The sequence below is a fragment of the Pseudomonas sp. BS3767 genome, from assembly GCF_900099665.1.
Lineage (GTDB): Bacteria > Pseudomonadota > Gammaproteobacteria > Pseudomonadales > Pseudomonadaceae > Aquipseudomonas > Aquipseudomonas cerasi.
This window is the reverse complement of sequence record NZ_FNCX01000001.1, coordinates 1,014,738-1,029,785: the sequence shown is the minus strand read 5'-3', so window position 1 is coordinate 1,029,785 and position 15,048 is coordinate 1,014,738. Positions and strand designations below refer to the sequence as shown.

The following is a 15,048-nucleotide window of genomic DNA, read 5'->3' as shown; positions in this document are numbered from 1 at the left end:
CTTTTTTGTCCGAAGCGCTAATCGTTACTGATATGCAAGCGGGGGCCTGCGGCGGGCCCCGTGACCACTCTTTACAGAGGCTGAAATCCGACGCCAGACGCAGCCTGGCATCCATAGGTTACAGCCTGATGTTGCAGGACTCGTCAGCCAAACACCCGAATCGGCGATCCCGCATGCCACGCCTGAATGTCTTCGATCATCTGCCCGTAGAAGGTCCGGTAGTTATTTTCGGTGACATAACCGATGTGCGGAGTTGCCAGCACGTTGTCCAGCGTGCGGAACGGGTGGTCGGCCGGCAGTGGTTCGATGTCGAAGACGTCCAGCGCTGCACCGGCGATTCTGCGCTGTTGCAGTGTGTCGATCAGCGCGGCCTGATCGATGATCGGGCCGCGTGACGAGTTGATCAGATAAGCCTCGGGCTTCATCCAGCTCAGCGCCTCTGCGTCGACCAGACCGCGGCTGCGATCGCTGAGCACCAGGTGCACCGACAGCACATCGGCCTGCTCGAACAGTTGCTGTTTGCTGACATGGGTGACGCCTGACTCGGCAGCCGCCTCTGGCGTCAGGTTCTGGCTCCAGGCAATGACCTTCATGCCGAATGCCTGTCCGTAGCGGGCGATCCACTTACCGATACTGCCCAGGCCGAGAATGCCCAGGGTTTTGCCATGCAGGTCGCTGCCCAGTCCGACCTGCCAATTGCCGGCACGCAACGAGTTGGCCTCGGCTACCAGGTTGCGGGTGATGCCCATGATCAGCGCCCAGGTCAGCTCCGGTGCCGCATGCTTATAGCTTTCGGTTCCGCACACGACAATGCCCTGACGCTTCGCCGCGGCGGTATCGATCGCCGCATTGCGCATTCCGCCGGTGACCAGCAGTTTCAGCGTCGGCAGTTGGCTGAGCAACGTCGCATCGAACAGGGTTCGCTCGCGCATCACGCAAATGATGTCGAAGCCTTGCAGGCGCTGCGCCATGGTCGATGTATCGGCAGGGTAGTCATGCAGAAAGCTGACCGTGCCCACTGAGTCGAGTACGGACCAGTCCACGACATCGCTGGCGACGTTTTGCCAGTCATCGAGTACCGCTATTTTCAATAGGGTCATTGTCTGAAGGCCTCTTGATGGGATTGTTTTTCAAGGCAAACGCTAGTTGAACAGGCTGGCGGCGATGTTGATCGAAAAACCCAGAATCGCGGTGTTGAACACAAAACAGATCAACGACTGGCCGAGCACGACCTTGCGCATTTCGCGCGTCGCTACGCCAACGTCGGAGGTTTGCACCGCGACGCTGAGGGTGAACGAGAAGTACAGGAAGTCCCAGTAATCGGGGTTCTTTTCACCGCCCACAAATGCCAGTGCGGGTTCTTTGCCTTTCCAGGTGTAGAACATGCGTGCGTAATGCAGGCTGAAGATCACGCCGATCATCAGCCAGGAGCCGATGACCGTCAGGCCGGTGAAGGCGTGGTGAAGCATCTTGGCGTCGTTGGAAAGGCCTTTGCTGTTGGCGATTTCAAAAATGATTGCGGCCAGGCTGGCCAGCGCCGCGACGCAGACTGTAACCAGAATGACGCCCGCGTTTTCGTCTTCCCTCATCGCAACTCGCCGAACATCGTCAGCGTCGCTGCGCAGCGTGCGGATGAAAATCATGATCAGATAAAGCCATACCCCCGTGTCCCAGCCAGTCAGCAGGCTCTGGGTCAGTGTCGAGTGAGGTATGAGCCAGGACCAGGCGATGCCTGCGGTCAGGCCGACCAGAGCGGCAAGGGTGAGGCGAGGGCGAGTGCGGGCGAGATGGCGCATGCGGTCTAATCGTTACTGGACATTACCAGACAGTAGCATGCCGCTTCGGCAAGCCAAATTCGATTAAAAAAACGGCGCGCAAGGGGATTGCGCGCCGTGTGCCAGCCAGAGAGTGAACAGGCGGCGAGTCAACTGCGAGTGTCAGACCGATTCAACGCACCAGGCAAGGCTGCTTGTTATTGAATTTCCAGTCCGGGATCAGAAACTGCATGGCCACGGCGTCGTTACGCGCGCCCAGGCCCATGCCTTTATAGAGTTCGTGAGCCTTGGCCAACTGGTCCATGTCCAGCTCGACACCGAGCCCCGGTTTCTTCGGGACCTCGACCTTGCCACCGACGATTTGCAGTGGCGCCTTGGTCAGACGCTGGCCGTCCTGCCAGATCCAGTGCGTATCGATTGCGGTGATAGTGCCCGGTGCTGCAGCGGCGACGTGGGTGAACATCGCCAGGGAAATATCGAAATGGTTGTTGGAGTGCGAGCCCCAGGTCAGGCCCCACTCGTTGCACATCTGCGCCACGCGTACCGAGCCCTGCATGGTCCAGAAGTGCGGGTCGGCCAGTGGGATATCCACTGACTGCAACTGAATGGCGTGGCCCATTTCCCGCCAGTCGGTAGCGATCATGTTGGTAGCTGTCTTGAGGCCGGTAGCACGGCGGAACTCGGCCATCACTTCACGCCCGGAATAACCGTTTTCCGCGCCACACGGGTCTTCGGCGTAGGCCAGCACATGATGCTGATCGCGGCACAGGCGGATCGCTTCCTTGAGCGACCAGGCACCGTTCGGGTCCAGCGTAATGCGCGCCTCGGGGAAGCGTTCGGCGAGTGCGGTCACCGCTTCGATTTCCTGGTCGCCGCTCAGCACGCCGCCCTTGAGCTTGAAGTCCTGAAAGCCGTAACGCTGATGCGCGGCCTCGGCCAGGCGTACTACGGCCTCCGGTGTCAGTGCTTCTTCATGGCGGATGCGGAACCAGTCATTATCGGCCTCGGGTTCGCTGCGGTAGGCCAGATCGGTTTTGCGCTGGTCGCCGACATAAAACAGGTAACCAAGCATTTCGACCTGATCGCGTTGCTGACCTTCGCCCAGCAATGCGGCAACCGGTACTTCCAGATGCTGGCCGAGCAGGTCGAGGAGCGCCGCTTCCAGTGCGGTGACCGCATGAATGGCAATGCGCAGGTCGAATGTCTGCAAGCCGCGGCCACCGGCGTCCCGATCGGCAAACGCCTTGCGTGCCTTGTTGAGGATCTTCTGGTAGGTGCCGATGCTGCTGCCGACGACCAGCGATCGCGCGTCTTCCAGCGTCTGGCGAATCAGCTCGCCGCCAGGTACTTCGCCCACGCCGACATGCCCGGCATTGTCCTTGAGAATGACCACGTTGCGAGTGAAGTAGGGGCCATGTGCGCCACTCAGATTGAGCAGCATGTCGTCATGGCCCGCCACGGGCACGACCTGCATCTCGGTAATGACGGGGGTCTTGCTGGTGATATTGGATTGCTGAATATTCATGACGGGTCCTTTAAACGTAAGGCCTTGAAAATATGACCGATGAAAAAGTGGCTGCGCATGTGTGTCAGTGGGTCGCCGGCGTCTGAATGGCGGCGACCGGTGTCGCGCCAGGCTTGGGGGTGTTGCGCGCGGCGAAAACAATGATCGCGGCGATGATCGACGTGGCTGTCAGGCCATACAGCCCGCCCTGGATCGAGCCGGTGTGTTCTTCCAGCAGGCCGAAGGTGGTCGGTGCTACGAAGCCGCCGAGGTTGCCTACCGAATTGATCAGCGCGATGACCGCTGCGGCGATCCGTGCGTCCAGATAGGCCTGTGGGATCGGCCAGAACAGCGAAGAAGCCGACTTGAAACCCAGCGCTGCAAAGCAGATGGCAACGAAAGCGAAGATCGGGCTGCCGGTGGTCGACATGAACATCCCGGCAGCGGCAATCAGCAGGGCAATGGCTACCCAGGCCTGCTGGCGTTTCCATTTGGCGGACAGCGTGGCGAACACGTACATGCCGATGATCGACAGCAGCCACGGAATGGAGTTGAACATGCCGACTTCGAAGTCAGTCAGGCTGCCCATTTTGCGGATGATGCTCGGCAGCCAGAACGTCGCTGCGTAAATCGTCAGCTGGATGAAGAAGTAGATCAGGCAGAACAGAATGATCTGACCGTCCTTGAGCAGCTTGCCGATGGAGGCCTTGACCGGCGTCGCGGCTTCGCGGGCAGCTTGTTCGGCATCGATGGCGTTGACCAGCGCATCCTGTTCTTCGCGGGTCAGCCACTTGGCATCGTGCGGTTTGGAGTCCAGCCAGAACCAGACGAAGAAGCACAGACCGACCGAGAACATGCCTTCGATGAAATACATCCACTGCCAGCCTTTAAGGCCGAAACCGGTGATTTGCAGCAGCAGGCCGGACAACGGGCCCGAGATCAGCGAGGCAATGGCCGAGCCGCTGAGGAAGATGGCAATCGCCTTGCCACGCTCGACGCCAGGCAGCCAGCGGGTGAAGTAGTAGATCACGCCTGGAAAGAAGCCGGCCTCGGCCACACCGAGCAGAAAGCGCAGGATGTAGAAGTGGGTTTCGTTCTGGATGAAGGCCATGCAGGCGGCGACGATGCCCCAGGTGAGCATGATTCGCGTCAGCCAGATACGCGCCCCGACTTTCTGCAGCAGGATGTTGGAAGGGACTTCGAAGAGGGCGTAGCCGATGAAGAACAGTCCGGCACCCAGGCCGTAGGCTGCTGCGCCGATGCCCAGGTCATGCTCCATGTGCGAACGCACGAAGCCGATGTTGACCCGGTCGATGTAGTTGACGATGAACATGATGACGAAAAGCGGCAGGACGTGACGTTTGACCTTCGATACGGCTGAATTAAGAGCCGAACCTGTGCCGTCGGCCATCCTGGAATTGGATGTGCTCACAGTTGAATCTCCCACTCGTTGTTTTTATGCGGGTATGTGCGAAGTGTGTCCTTCGCATTGTCGGTCATCATACAAGTAAATGGTGGTTGTGCAATCCCCTTGCGGTGACGATCTGCAAGATTATTAAACTCTGATCGGCTGCCGATGTGCAGGTGTGCGGGGGCTGTATGATGGTGTTAATTTAAAGTTTATGACCAGTAAATACTGGGGTTTTAGATCGTGCGTATCCGTTGATGCCTGTTCGGGACCTTGAACTTAGTGGCTGATGGTAGGCGGTTTGGATGGACACAGGAACTTTGACAGTCGGGAATGACTTGTAATACAAGTAAGACAACTGTGCAGGGCGATTAAATCCGGCTTTCAAACGCCCTCAGCCCGGCATTTGCGCTGCCACGGCCGTGATACGGCAGCTTAACCAGACAAGTCAGGATTCACTCACCATGCAAGAGCCCGCCGGTACTGCGCCCAAACGCCGTCAGCACAGCCTGGCCACTGATCTGGTCACCGAACTGAGCCAGCGCATCCTGCTCGGCAAGATCGCACCGGGTCAGAAGCTGCCGTCCGAGAACCAGATCGTCCGTGAGCACGGCGTCAGCCGCACGGTGGTGCGTGAAGCGATTTCCAAATTGCAGGCGTCCGGGTTGGTGGTGACCCATCACGGCATCGGCACGTTCGTGCTCGAGCGCAGTGACCAGACGGGACTGCGCCTCAAAGTCGAAACGGTATCCAGAGTGCGCGATATCATCGAACTGCGTATCGGCCTGGAAACCCAGGCCGTGGCGCTGGCGGCTGTACGCCGCACCGATGAGCAACTGGCGGCCATGCGTCAGGCGCTGGACGACTATCAGGACCTGCTGGCCAACGACGACAGCTGCGTCGAGGCTGACAAACGCTTTCACATGCTGATCGCCGAAGCCACTGGCAATCCGTATTTTCTGGAGATCATGCAACACCTGGGCAGCGCGATCATTCCGCGCAGCCGCATCGCATCGAGCGAGCGCGCAGGCAACAACCTCGCGCATCAGGGCTATCTGGCCAACCTCGAACACGAAGCACTGCTCAGCGCCATTCGCCGCAAGGACCCGGATGCAGCACGTGCGGCGATGTGGACACACCTGAGCAACAGCCGTGAGCGGCTGGTCCCGCTGGAGTAGGCGCGAACGTGTTTGCTCCCACAAGAGCTCTCCATGCTCGAGCGTACGGCAAAAATGCAGGAGCGAACGTGTTCGCTAAAGGGCCCGTACAGTCGCAGAAGATTCGGCGTTCAAAACACCGCCTTCGCGAACAAGCGAAGCGTCGCCCGGTTCGCTCCTATACAAGCCTGGCGCCCCCGGTATCGACGATACAAGGGAGGCAGTTGCGTACTACGGTGTTGCGTTCAGCACGCCGAGCATCACTTGGGTCTGCCACTCGAAATACGGGTTGAACGTCAGGCGCGCATGGATCTTGCCCGATTCGGTGTAACCCCAGTCCGAATACCATACCGGCTCGCCTGCCATGCACTTGGCGGTGTCCGGCGTGCTCTGGCCGTTCCAGCAGATACGCTGGCTGCCGGATACGCCGTAAAGCGGATTATCCGCTGAAAAAAGCAGGCCCATGTGTGAAAAGCGGCTGATGCGGTATTCCGGCAGGTAGTCCTTGCGCACCTCGACGCGCGGCGTATTGGCCGCGCGGGCGGGCAGGTCGCCGTACCAGATCAGGCGACTGGCGGGATTGCTGAAGCGCTGGCTGAAATTATCCAGCACGTAATCAGTGTCGAGTACTGAGTCGTGCTCGGCGATGGCGATGAATACCGGCTTGTCATAGCGACGCTGATGCAGGCGGTCCTGGGCCAGCGCGCTGCTGCGATAGAACTGGGCAAAACCATTGGTGGGCATGTTCATGTAGCGAACCGGCGTCTGCATTGGGCGCAGGCCTTGGTTCGGCGCGGCGAGCCAGGGGCGTGCCCAGCCGATCCACGGGGTCAGCCAGGCATAGCCGCTGTTGGAGCGAAATGCCGGCGAGAACAAGAGCAGCCCGGCGATTTCGTCATGCCCATAGGCGTAATCAAGAACCAGATTGGCACCGGTCGAAAAGCCTCCCAGATAGACCTTCGGCACTTCACAAGCGAGCAGTTGCGCCTGTTCGCGCACCACGCGCTGCCACTGTTCGAGGCGCACGTCGAGCATGTCTTCGGGCTTGGTGCCGTGCCCCGGCAATAAAACGGTTCGGACCATATAACCCTGAGCGGCAAGCATCTGTGCAACGTCATGAAACGACCACGCCGAATCCCCCAGGCCATGCACCAGCAGCACGCCGCCCTTGGGTGTCCCGCTCGGGGTCCACTGGCGTGGCGCGTTCCAGTCCAGCTCGGCCTGGTGGTCGGCGGTCTGAAAGTTGCGCTGGTTGCGAATCAGCTCGAGGGTCTGCTGACGGTAGTCTTCAAAGCGTTGTTTCGGCTCATCGCTTTCCGCCATTGACGTGCAGGCTTGCAGGGTCAAGAGCGACAGCAGGCTGGCGAGTCGGAATTTGATCAAAAGGGGGCCTGTGCGCACATATATGAGGGTTCAAAAGGTCGACGCAGGCACTCTGCCATGTACGTCGCGCCCGTGACTACTTTCAGGCACACTCGGGCGTTCTATAACTTCAACAAAATGTATCCATATGCCCAAGCATTGCAAGCCTCGCCACGCGTCCGGAGTTGTTCATGTTCGCCCTTGATCGAGCGCTGGCCCAGGACATCGTCGACCGGGCCATGGCCATCCTGCCGTACAACGTCAATGTCATGGATTACCTGGGCATCATCATCGGCAGCGGTGATGCCGAGCGATTGTGTACCCGTCATGAAGGCGCGCAGCGAGTGCTGGCCAACCGGCAGGTGGTGGAAATCGATTCTCTGGCAGCGTCACAGCTCGGGGGTGTCAAGCCGGGTGTCAACCTGCCGCTGATGCTCGATCATCAACTGGTAGGCGTGCTCGGCATCACCGGCGAGCCGGACGAAGTGCGGGTGTATGGCGAACTGGTCAAGATGACTGCCGAGATGCTCATGGAACAGCGCCGCCAGCAGGCTGACCTTCAATGGCGGGCGCAGCGCAGCGAAGACCTGCTGGCTCGCCTGCTGTTGCCGGATTGTCCCGACAGCCTGGTGGATGAAGCGCGACAGCTGGGTTTGCAGCCGCACATGGCGCGTCAGGTGGTACTGCTCCAGTTTGCCGAGCAGGGGCTGGCTGCCAGCCAGGTTGCCAAATGGATCGGCACGCGCTACGCCGACAGCTGGTGCGTGCTGCGTGAGCCCACCTTGCTGTACTGGTGCCGCGCCACGGGCAAGGAGCGTGACGATGCGCTGCTGCTCAAGCAGTTCGATGAACACCACTGGCCAGTGCTGCGTATGGCCACTGTGGCGCAATCGGCGGATCTGCCCACCCTGCGCCAGGCCTGCGCGGCAGCGCGGGATCTGCTCGACTACGCCAGCCAGGCAAGGCCGGCACAACGCCTGCTGCGTCTTGAAGCCTATCGGCTGCCGGTGCTGTTCTGGCGTTATCGTCATGACTGGCTGGCCGAGAACGTCGCCGAGCCGATGGAGCGTCTGCACACGCATGCACAACTGCTCGACACCTTATGCAAATGGTTCGAGTACAGCGGCGAAAGCCAGGCGTGCGCTGAAGCGCTGGGTATCCATCGCAACAGCCTGCGCTACCGGCTGGAGAAGATTGGCGAGCTGACGGGTTGCGATCCTTACAAAACCGATGACCTGCTGCGCCTGTACCTGGGGGCGCAGATGATCACCCGTCACACCTGAAGCCGGGTTTTGTTCAAACGCCCGATGACGACCGCAGATCATTGTGCGAACGGCAGGCGGAGAACACGGTTTTGAGTGAGAGCATGCGAGATACCGGATCTGGAGAACAACAATGAAAATCGTCATCGCCCCCGACTCGTTCAAGGACAGCCTCAGCGCCCAGGCAGTTGCCGACGCGATCGCCAGTGGTCTGGCCGAGGTCTGGCCGCACGCCGAACTGATCAAATGCCCGATGGCAGATGGCGGGGAGGGCACCATCGAGGCGCTGCTGGCTGCCTGCAATGGTGAACTGATGAGTGCCAGCGTCAGCGGTCCGCTTGGCGCCCTGGTCAATGCTCAGTGGGGCTGGCTGGCGGAGAGCAGGACCGCAATCATCGAAATGGCCATGGCCAGTGGCTTGCAACTGCTGACACTGGCACAACGCGACGCCTGTGTGACCAGCACGGAAGGCACCGGTCAGCTGATCTCGGCGGCGCTGGATGCAGGAGCCCGTCGGGTGATCCTGGCCATCGGCGGCAGCGCAACCAATGACGGCGGCAGTGGCATGCTTTCAGCCTTGGGCGCGCGCTTTCTGGATGCCGACGACCAGACTCTGGCGCCGGGTGGGCTTGCGCTTGCCGATTTGGCACGTATCGATCTGAGCGGCTTCGATCCACGCTTGTCTGACGTGTGCGTCGAGATCGCCGCCGACGTCGATAATCCACTCTGCGGGCCGAATGGCGCCTCTTCTATCTTCGGCCCGCAAAAAGGCGCATCGCCTGAGCAGGTCATGGCGCTGGACGCTGCGCTCGGCTGTTTTGCCGACCATACGGCTCAGGTCCTCGGCCAGGACTTGCGCGACAGTCCTGGCAGCGGTGCGGCCGGAGGCATGGGCTTTGCCGCCAAGGCCTACCTGAAGGCCTCGTTTCGTGCCGGCGTGGAAGTGGTGGCCGACCTGACCGGGCTGGAACACGCGTTGATCGGTGCCGATCTGGTCATCACCGGCGAAGGCCGTTTCGACGCGCAAACCCTGCGCGGCAAGACGCCGCTTGGCGTTGCGCGAGTCGCCCGGCGTCGGCAAGTGCCGGTGATTGTGCTGGCGGGAACCCTGGGCGAAGGCTACGAGCAGCTGTATGCGCAAGGCATCGGCGCCGCCTTTGCTCTGGTCAGCGGACCGATGAGCCTTGAGCAGGCCTGCCGCGATACCCGCCGCCTGTTGCACGAGCGTGCGCGTGACGTGGCGCGTCTCTGGCAGATGGCTTCGGGCAGTTGATGATCGCGCTGTGATCAACGGCAGCAGCCTGGCAATCGGCTGTTATTTTGACTAAGCCTGCGAATGTTCACTGGACGTGCTAAAGAATTGCCTGATCAGGGCGATATGCTATCGGTTGTCTGACAACTTCGAGTCGGACACCGTCCTCCAAAAAAATATAAAGAGCTCTGGTCATGAATCTACGCAAACTCACTATCGCTCGTCGTGCCGGTCTGGGTTTTACTCTCATTTCCCTGTTGGTGGCATTGCTGGGGTGGTTTGCGCTGGCACAGATGTCGACCATTCGCCAGAGTGAGGTGGCGGTGGAGACCAACTGGCTGCCCAGCATGCGAGTGGTCAACGATATCCGCGAGATCATGCTGCGCATTCGGACCATTTCCCTGCGCATGGCGCTGGACACCGATCCTGCGAGCATTCCGACCTACCGTGGTCAGCTGGACGTACGTCTGGGCGATCTGGACAAGAAGCTGGCCATTCTCAAGACCTTTGTCGACACCCCGGAAGAGAAGTCGCTGACCGACCAGTTCATGGTGACCATGGGCCAATACCGCAGTGCGCTGGACCGCTCATTTGTACTGGCTGGCCAGGGCGATAGCGTCGGACTGAACAAGCTGCTGCTGGTCGACATGAAGCAGATCGTCGACGGTTCCGGCAAGCAACTCGGTGATCTGGCCGACTTTTATGTCACCAGGGTCGATGCGGAAGGCAAGTCCGCCGAAGCCCAGTACGGTAAGTCGCGCGACATCGTCATTATCTTCGTGGTGATTGCCGCGCTGTGCACCATCGGCCTGGCACTCTGGCTGACCCGCAGCATCGTCGGTCCTCTGCAGCGCGCGGTCACCGCCGCCGAGCAGGTTGCCAACGGCGACCTGACCCATACCATCGAGGTCGATGGCGAAGACGAAGTCACCCGGCTGTTGCGTGCCCTGGCGACGATGCAGATCAATCTGCGTGAAGCGATGCGCCACATCGGCAGTTCGGCCACGCAACTGGCATCGGCCGCCACCGAGCTCAACTCGGTCACCGAAGACAGCTACCGCGGGCTGAACCAACAGAATGCGGAGATCGATCAGGCCGCCACGGCGATCAACGAAATGACCTCGGCAGTAGAAGAAGTTGCGCGTAATGCCGTGTCCACATCGGACGCCTCAAGCCAGTCCAGCACCTCGGCGCTGGCGGGCCAGACGCGGGTGATCGAGACGGTGCAGTCGATCCAGACGCTGACCGACAACGTGCAGGCCACCTCGACGCTGGTGCAAAACCTTGCCAATCAGTCGCAGGACATTGGCAAAGTGCTGGACGTGATCCGCTCGATTGCCGAGCAGACCAACCTGTTGGCACTCAACGCCGCCATCGAGGCGGCACGGGCAGGCGAGTCGGGCCGCGGTTTCGCGGTGGTGGCGGACGAAGTCCGGGCATTGGCGCATCGCACCCAGCAGTCGACCCTGGAAATCGATTCGATGGTCAGCGCCATGCGCAGCGGTTCGGCGCAGGCACTCGACTCGATGAACACCAGCCGTGACCGGGCCGACTCGACGTTGGCACTGGCCAAGGGCGCGGGTGAGTCCTTGAGCGAAATCACCTCGTCGATCAACCAGATCTCCGAGCGCAATCTGGTGATTGCCAGCGCGGCTGAAGAGCAGGCGCAAGTGTCGCGTGAAGTTGATCGAAACATCGTCAACATTCGCGATCTGTCCATGCAGTCGACTCAGGGCGCCAACCAGATCAGTGCGTCGAGCCATGAATTGTCGCGTCTGGCCGCTGACCTGAATCAGGTGGTCTCACGCTTCAAGGTGTAAAACCCTACATTGATACAGGTTGTGTCCGCTTGCCGACGATCGACCGGACGCGCATTATGCCCTCGGTCGAAATGACCTCCGGTACAGTCTGGGCACAACCTTATCGAAGGGGGCGGCATCGCTTCATGAATAACAATAATCAAACCTTCAGCAGTTGGCTGCGCTCGCCAGCCCATCACCAGTGGCTGGCCCTGGAAGGCAATCGTCTGTTGACCTTCGCCAAGGCCTCCAGACTGGACAACGGCTTTGGCAGTCTTGATGACTACGGTCGGCTGATGGTCGGTGCCACCGCAGGAACCATGAACACTGCGCGCATGACCCACTGTTTTGCCATGGCCCATGCGCAGGGCATTCCCGGTTGTGCTGCGCTGGTCGATCACGGTATCGCCGCGTTGCAAGGCCCGTTGCACGATGCCGAACATGGCGGCTGGTTCAGCGCCGCGCTCGAAGACGGCGGCAAGACCGACAAACAGGCTTATCTGCATGCGTTCGTTGCCCTGGCGGCCAGTTCCGCCGTGGTGGCGGGGCGGCCTGGGGCGCAGGCATTGCTGTCCGACGTCATCCAGATCATCCAGACGCATTTCTGGAGCGAGCAGGAAGGGGCCATGCGTGAGTCGTTCGCGCGGGACTGGAGCAATGAAGAGACCTACCGCGGTGCCAACAGCAACATGCACAGCACCGAAGCTTTCCTCGCGCTCGCTGATGTGACCGGCGACGCGCAGTGGCTCGACCGGGCGCTGAGCATCGTCGAGCGGGTTATCCACGAGCATGCCGGTGGCAACAATTTTCAGGTCGTCGAGCATTTCACCCAGGACTGGCAGCCGCTGGCCGATTACAACCGGGAAAATCCGGCGGACGGTTTCCGGCCCTTCGGCACCACGCCGGGGCATGCTTTCGAGTGGGCTCGGCTGGTGTTGCATCTGGAGGCTGCACGCCGTCAGGCCGGACGCGCCAACCCTGAATGGTTGCTGGACGACGCCCGCCAACTGTTTGCCAATGCCTGCCGGTACGGTTGGGATGTCGACGGTGCCCCGGGCATCGTTTACACCCTCGACTGGCAGAACCAGCCGGTAGTCCGTCATCGTCTGCACTGGACTCACTGCGAAGCGGCCGCTGCTGCTGCGGCATTGCTGCAACGTACCGGCGAGCAGCAGTATGAAGACTGGTATCGCTGTTTCTGGGAGTTCAACGAGACACTGTTCATCGATCACGAACATGGCAGTTGGCGCCATGAGCTGAACGAGCGCAACGAGCCCAGCGCAGACATATGGCCCGGCAAGCCGGACCTTTATCACGCCTATCAGGCCACGTTATTGCCGGTGTTGCCGCTGGCACCTAGCCTGGCCAGCGCCCTGGCGGGGCTGGAATGAACGGCTAGCGTCTGTTGAGCTTGAGATCGGAAGTCAAAGCGCAGGGATGCGTTTGTCGGTCAGGCGGATGATCTGCCTGGCCAGGAAGCTTCCGGTCAGGATCACGCCGAACAGGCGCAAGGTCTGCATCGCCAGCACGAAGCCGACGTCGGCATGCGTATCGATGGCAATAATGGCCATGGTGTCCAGGCCGCCCGGGCTGGTCGCCAGGTATACCGAGAGATAATCCTTGCCCATCATCACCGCAATCAGCCAGGCCGACACAGCACAGAGCACGATCAACAGCAGTGAGGCCAGAATCATCATCGGCAGTCGTCTCCAGACGTATTGCACCGTTGGCCGGTCGAAACGCAGGCCGACGTAGCAGCCGATGGCACCGTAAGCGATGGGCAGCAACCAGGCTGGAACGCTGATCTGCATCACGCCACTCAGTTGCAGCGCGCCGCCGAGCATCAGCGGCACCAGCAGGGCACCTGCCGGGAGACGCGAGCCGAGTGCCACGCCTGCGGCAATCACTGCAAGGCTCAGCGCCAGATCGACAAGGTCAAGGCTGGGCAAGACAGCCGCACCGCTGTGCAGGGGCGCAGCGGAATCCGGGGTGCCGATGAAATGGCTGACCAGCGCGCCGATGGTGACCACGCAGACCACGCGCACATATTGCATGGTGGCGACAATGCGTGAGTCGGCACCGTAATCTTCGGACATCGCGACCATCGCCGAGGCCGCGCCCGGTGACGTGCCCCAGGCTGCCGTGTTGCTCGGAATGCCGGCAAAGCGCACCAGCACCAGTCCAACTGCCGCGCTCAGCACCACCGTGAGGATGGTCGCCAGGAGCATGACATGCCATGAATGAAGGGCGGTGAGCAGCACACTGACCGACATGGCATGCGCGATCAGCACGCCGACCGTGCCCTGACCGAGTTGAAAGGCCCGCTTGGGCATGCGGATGCTGGCACCTGATACGCCAAAGCCTATGGCGACCAGCATCGGCCCGAGGAACATCGCAGCAGGCATATCGAACAGTTTGAGCAGTTGCCCGGCAATGCCGGCCATCAGGATCAGACCCGCCCATTGAGTCAGCGGGGAAAGGGAGGAAAGCGAAAAGCGTGAAGCGTTTGACAAGGACGTTCTCCTTGATTGGGGTGAATCACATGCACACAGTATCGACTTCCCAACCCATCAAGTCTATTTTCTAATAATCATGAATTGATAACTTTGGTTGATAGATATGGACCTGCGCGATCTCACCTATTTCGAAACCATTGCCGAGCTGGGGCATCTCGGACGTGCTGCGGAGAAGCTAAATCGCAGCCAGCCAGCGCTGACCAAGAGCATTCAGCGCCTCGAGGAGTCATTCGGAACGCGACTGTTTCAACGTGACGGCCGAAGGATCAAGCTGACGCCCGTGGGCGAGTTGCTGCAGGCGCGCGGCAAGGAGTTGCAGCAAAGCATTGCCCAGACCCAGCGCGAGGTGCGGGATTTCGCCAGTGGCATGGTGGGCAACATTCGGGTCGGCTGCGCCGCGACGATGGCGGAATATTTGATGCCGAAACTGACGTCCGCCTTGTTGGAGCGCACCCCGGACGTCACCTTGAAACTGGTGATAGGTCAGGATGACCTGCTGCGCGAATCATTGCGCTCCGGTCAACTGGACATGATCATTTGCGCGCTGGCGCCCGACAGTGAAGACGTCACCAGCTTTGCCATACTCAGGGACGAAGCCGTGGTGGTCGCCAGCAAAAATCATCCGATCTTCAAGCCGTCGTTGAAAATGAGTGACCTGTGCGCGTATCGCTGGGTACTGCCGCCTGTGAGTGTTTCATCGCGCAAATGGCTGGACGCAACCTTCGCTGCTCATGGCCTGCCGCTGCCGACGGTGCAGATCGAAGCGAACTCGATCTCGCTGTTGCCGGGGCTGATTGCCCGCAGCAACCTGTTGAGCTTCATTGCCCGCGAGTCGCTGGAGTTCGGCAAGACCATGCAGCACCTGCGTGAAGTGCCGCTGGAGCAAACCACCCTCAAACGCACCATTGGTGTGACGTTGCGCAAGGGCGGTTACCTGTCACCCGCAGCAGAAGGCATGTTGCAGATGCTGCGCGATAACGGCGGGGACTTTCTGGGGTGGAGCTGACCGCCCC

At 60.5% G+C, this 15,048-nt stretch carries 12 protein-coding genes and 1 pseudogene; 7 read left to right on the top strand and 6 right to left on the bottom strand.

Features of this window, described 5'->3' with window-relative positions:
• Positions 1–143: 143 nt before the first annotated feature.
• The 4 genes from BLR16_RS03955 to BLR16_RS03940 form a co-directional block, all read right to left on the bottom strand.
• Positions 144–1,100 carry a D-2-hydroxyacid dehydrogenase family protein gene (locus BLR16_RS03955; RefSeq protein WP_003371904.1) on the bottom strand — a complete coding sequence of 319 codons (957 nt, stop codon included), beginning with the start codon at positions 1,098–1,100 and terminating at the stop codon, positions 144–146.
• Between the two features lie 42 nt (positions 1,101–1,142).
• Positions 1,143–1,796, bottom strand: a complete 654-nt coding sequence (locus BLR16_RS03950) for a DUF1345 domain-containing protein (protein ID WP_003396441.1) — start codon at positions 1,794–1,796, stop codon at positions 1,143–1,145.
• Positions 1,797–1,947: 151 nt separating this feature from the next.
• Complete coding sequence (gene gudD / locus BLR16_RS03945) at positions 1,948–3,300, bottom strand: glucarate dehydratase (protein WP_074805991.1); 1,353 nt, start codon at positions 3,298–3,300, stop codon at positions 1,948–1,950.
• 64 nt (positions 3,301–3,364) lie between these two features.
• Positions 3,365–4,690: an MFS transporter gene (locus BLR16_RS03940; RefSeq protein ID WP_044308790.1), complete on the bottom strand. Its 1,326-nt coding sequence runs from the start codon at positions 4,688–4,690 to the stop codon at positions 3,365–3,367.
• A gap of 461 nt (positions 4,691–5,151) precedes the next feature.
• On the opposite strand from BLR16_RS03940, the gene BLR16_RS03935 reads away from it, so the two are divergent.
• Entirely contained in the window at positions 5,152–5,865 is a 714-nt protein-coding gene (locus tag BLR16_RS03935; RefSeq protein WP_003350184.1) for a FadR/GntR family transcriptional regulator, read from the top strand.
• 210 nt (positions 5,866–6,075) lie between these two features.
• Here the strand turns inward: BLR16_RS03935 and BLR16_RS03930 are convergent, their stop codons facing one another.
• Positions 6,076–7,167 carry an alpha/beta hydrolase gene (locus BLR16_RS03930; protein WP_161437859.1) on the bottom strand — a complete coding sequence of 364 codons (1,092 nt, stop codon included), beginning with the start codon at positions 7,165–7,167 and terminating at the stop codon, positions 6,076–6,078.
• Positions 7,168–7,397: 230 nt separating this feature from the next.
• On the opposite strand from BLR16_RS03930, the gene BLR16_RS03925 reads away from it, so the two are divergent.
• The 5 genes and pseudogenes from BLR16_RS03925 (at position 7,398) to BLR16_RS03910 (ending at position 12,910) form a co-directional block, all read left to right on the top strand.
• On the top strand, positions 7,398–8,489 hold the full coding sequence (locus BLR16_RS03925) for a sugar diacid recognition domain-containing protein (RefSeq protein ID WP_074806001.1): 1,092 nt from the start codon (positions 7,398–7,400) through the stop codon (positions 8,487–8,489).
• A gap of 112 nt (positions 8,490–8,601) precedes the next feature.
• Positions 8,602–9,741: a glycerate kinase gene (locus BLR16_RS03920; protein ID WP_074806005.1), complete on the top strand. Its 1,140-nt coding sequence runs from the start codon at positions 8,602–8,604 to the stop codon at positions 9,739–9,741.
• A gap of 173 nt (positions 9,742–9,914) precedes the next feature.
• A pseudogene (locus tag BLR16_RS29210) lies at positions 9,915–10,685 on the top strand (HAMP domain-containing protein); the annotation flags it as partial.
• Positions 10,677–11,540, top strand: coding sequence for a methyl-accepting chemotaxis protein (locus BLR16_RS29205; protein ID WP_371123451.1), 864 nt, complete (start codon positions 10,677–10,679; stop codon positions 11,538–11,540). The pseudogene BLR16_RS29210 and the gene BLR16_RS29205, both read left to right, overlap by 9 nt.
• Before the next feature lie 125 nt (positions 11,541–11,665).
• On the top strand, positions 11,666–12,910 hold the full coding sequence (locus BLR16_RS03910; protein ID WP_060707936.1) for a D-mannose isomerase: 1,245 nt from the start codon (positions 11,666–11,668) through the stop codon (positions 12,908–12,910).
• A 33-nt stretch (positions 12,911–12,943) separates the two neighbouring features.
• Here BLR16_RS03910 and BLR16_RS03905 read toward each other — a convergent pair whose 3' ends face one another.
• The gene (locus BLR16_RS03905) at positions 12,944–14,032 is read right to left on the bottom strand and encodes an AbrB family transcriptional regulator (RefSeq protein WP_074806011.1); all 1,089 of its coding nucleotides are present in this window, start codon (positions 14,030–14,032) and stop codon (positions 12,944–12,946) included.
• A gap of 106 nt (positions 14,033–14,138) precedes the next feature.
• Here BLR16_RS03905 and BLR16_RS03900 point away from each other — a divergent pair, with 106 nt between their 5' ends.
• The gene (locus BLR16_RS03900) at positions 14,139–15,041 is read left to right on the top strand and encodes a LysR family transcriptional regulator (RefSeq protein ID WP_092194104.1); all 903 of its coding nucleotides are present in this window, start codon (positions 14,139–14,141) and stop codon (positions 15,039–15,041) included.
• Positions 15,042–15,048: the final 7 nt, after the last annotated feature.

Coding starts and splice junctions, on each gene's coding strand:
- BLR16_RS03925 (WP_074806001.1), top strand. CDS start 7,398: ATGTTCGCCCTTGATCGAGCGCTGGCCCAGGACATCGTCGACCGGGCC.
- BLR16_RS03930 (WP_161437859.1), bottom strand. CDS start 7,167: ATGGCGGAAAGCGATGAGCCGAAACAACGCTTTGAAGACTACCGTCAG.
- BLR16_RS03935 (WP_003350184.1), top strand. CDS start 5,152: ATGCAAGAGCCCGCCGGTACTGCGCCCAAACGCCGTCAGCACAGCCTG.
- BLR16_RS03955 (WP_003371904.1), bottom strand. CDS start 1,100: ATGACCCTATTGAAAATAGCGGTACTCGATGACTGGCAAAACGTCGCC.
- BLR16_RS29205 (WP_371123451.1), top strand. CDS start 10,677: ATGCAGATCAATCTGCGTGAAGCGATGCGCCACATCGGCAGTTCGGCC.
- BLR16_RS03950 (WP_003396441.1), bottom strand. CDS start 1,796: ATGCGCCATCTCGCCCGCACTCGCCCTCGCCTCACCCTTGCCGCTCTG.
- BLR16_RS03900 (WP_092194104.1), top strand. CDS start 14,139: ATGGACCTGCGCGATCTCACCTATTTCGAAACCATTGCCGAGCTGGGG.
- BLR16_RS03910 (WP_060707936.1), top strand. CDS start 11,666: ATGAATAACAATAATCAAACCTTCAGCAGTTGGCTGCGCTCGCCAGCC.
- BLR16_RS03920 (WP_074806005.1), top strand. CDS start 8,602: ATGAAAATCGTCATCGCCCCCGACTCGTTCAAGGACAGCCTCAGCGCC.
- BLR16_RS03940 (WP_044308790.1), bottom strand. CDS start 4,690: ATGGCCGACGGCACAGGTTCGGCTCTTAATTCAGCCGTATCGAAGGTC.
- gudD (WP_074805991.1), bottom strand. CDS start 3,300: ATGAATATTCAGCAATCCAATATCACCAGCAAGACCCCCGTCATTACC.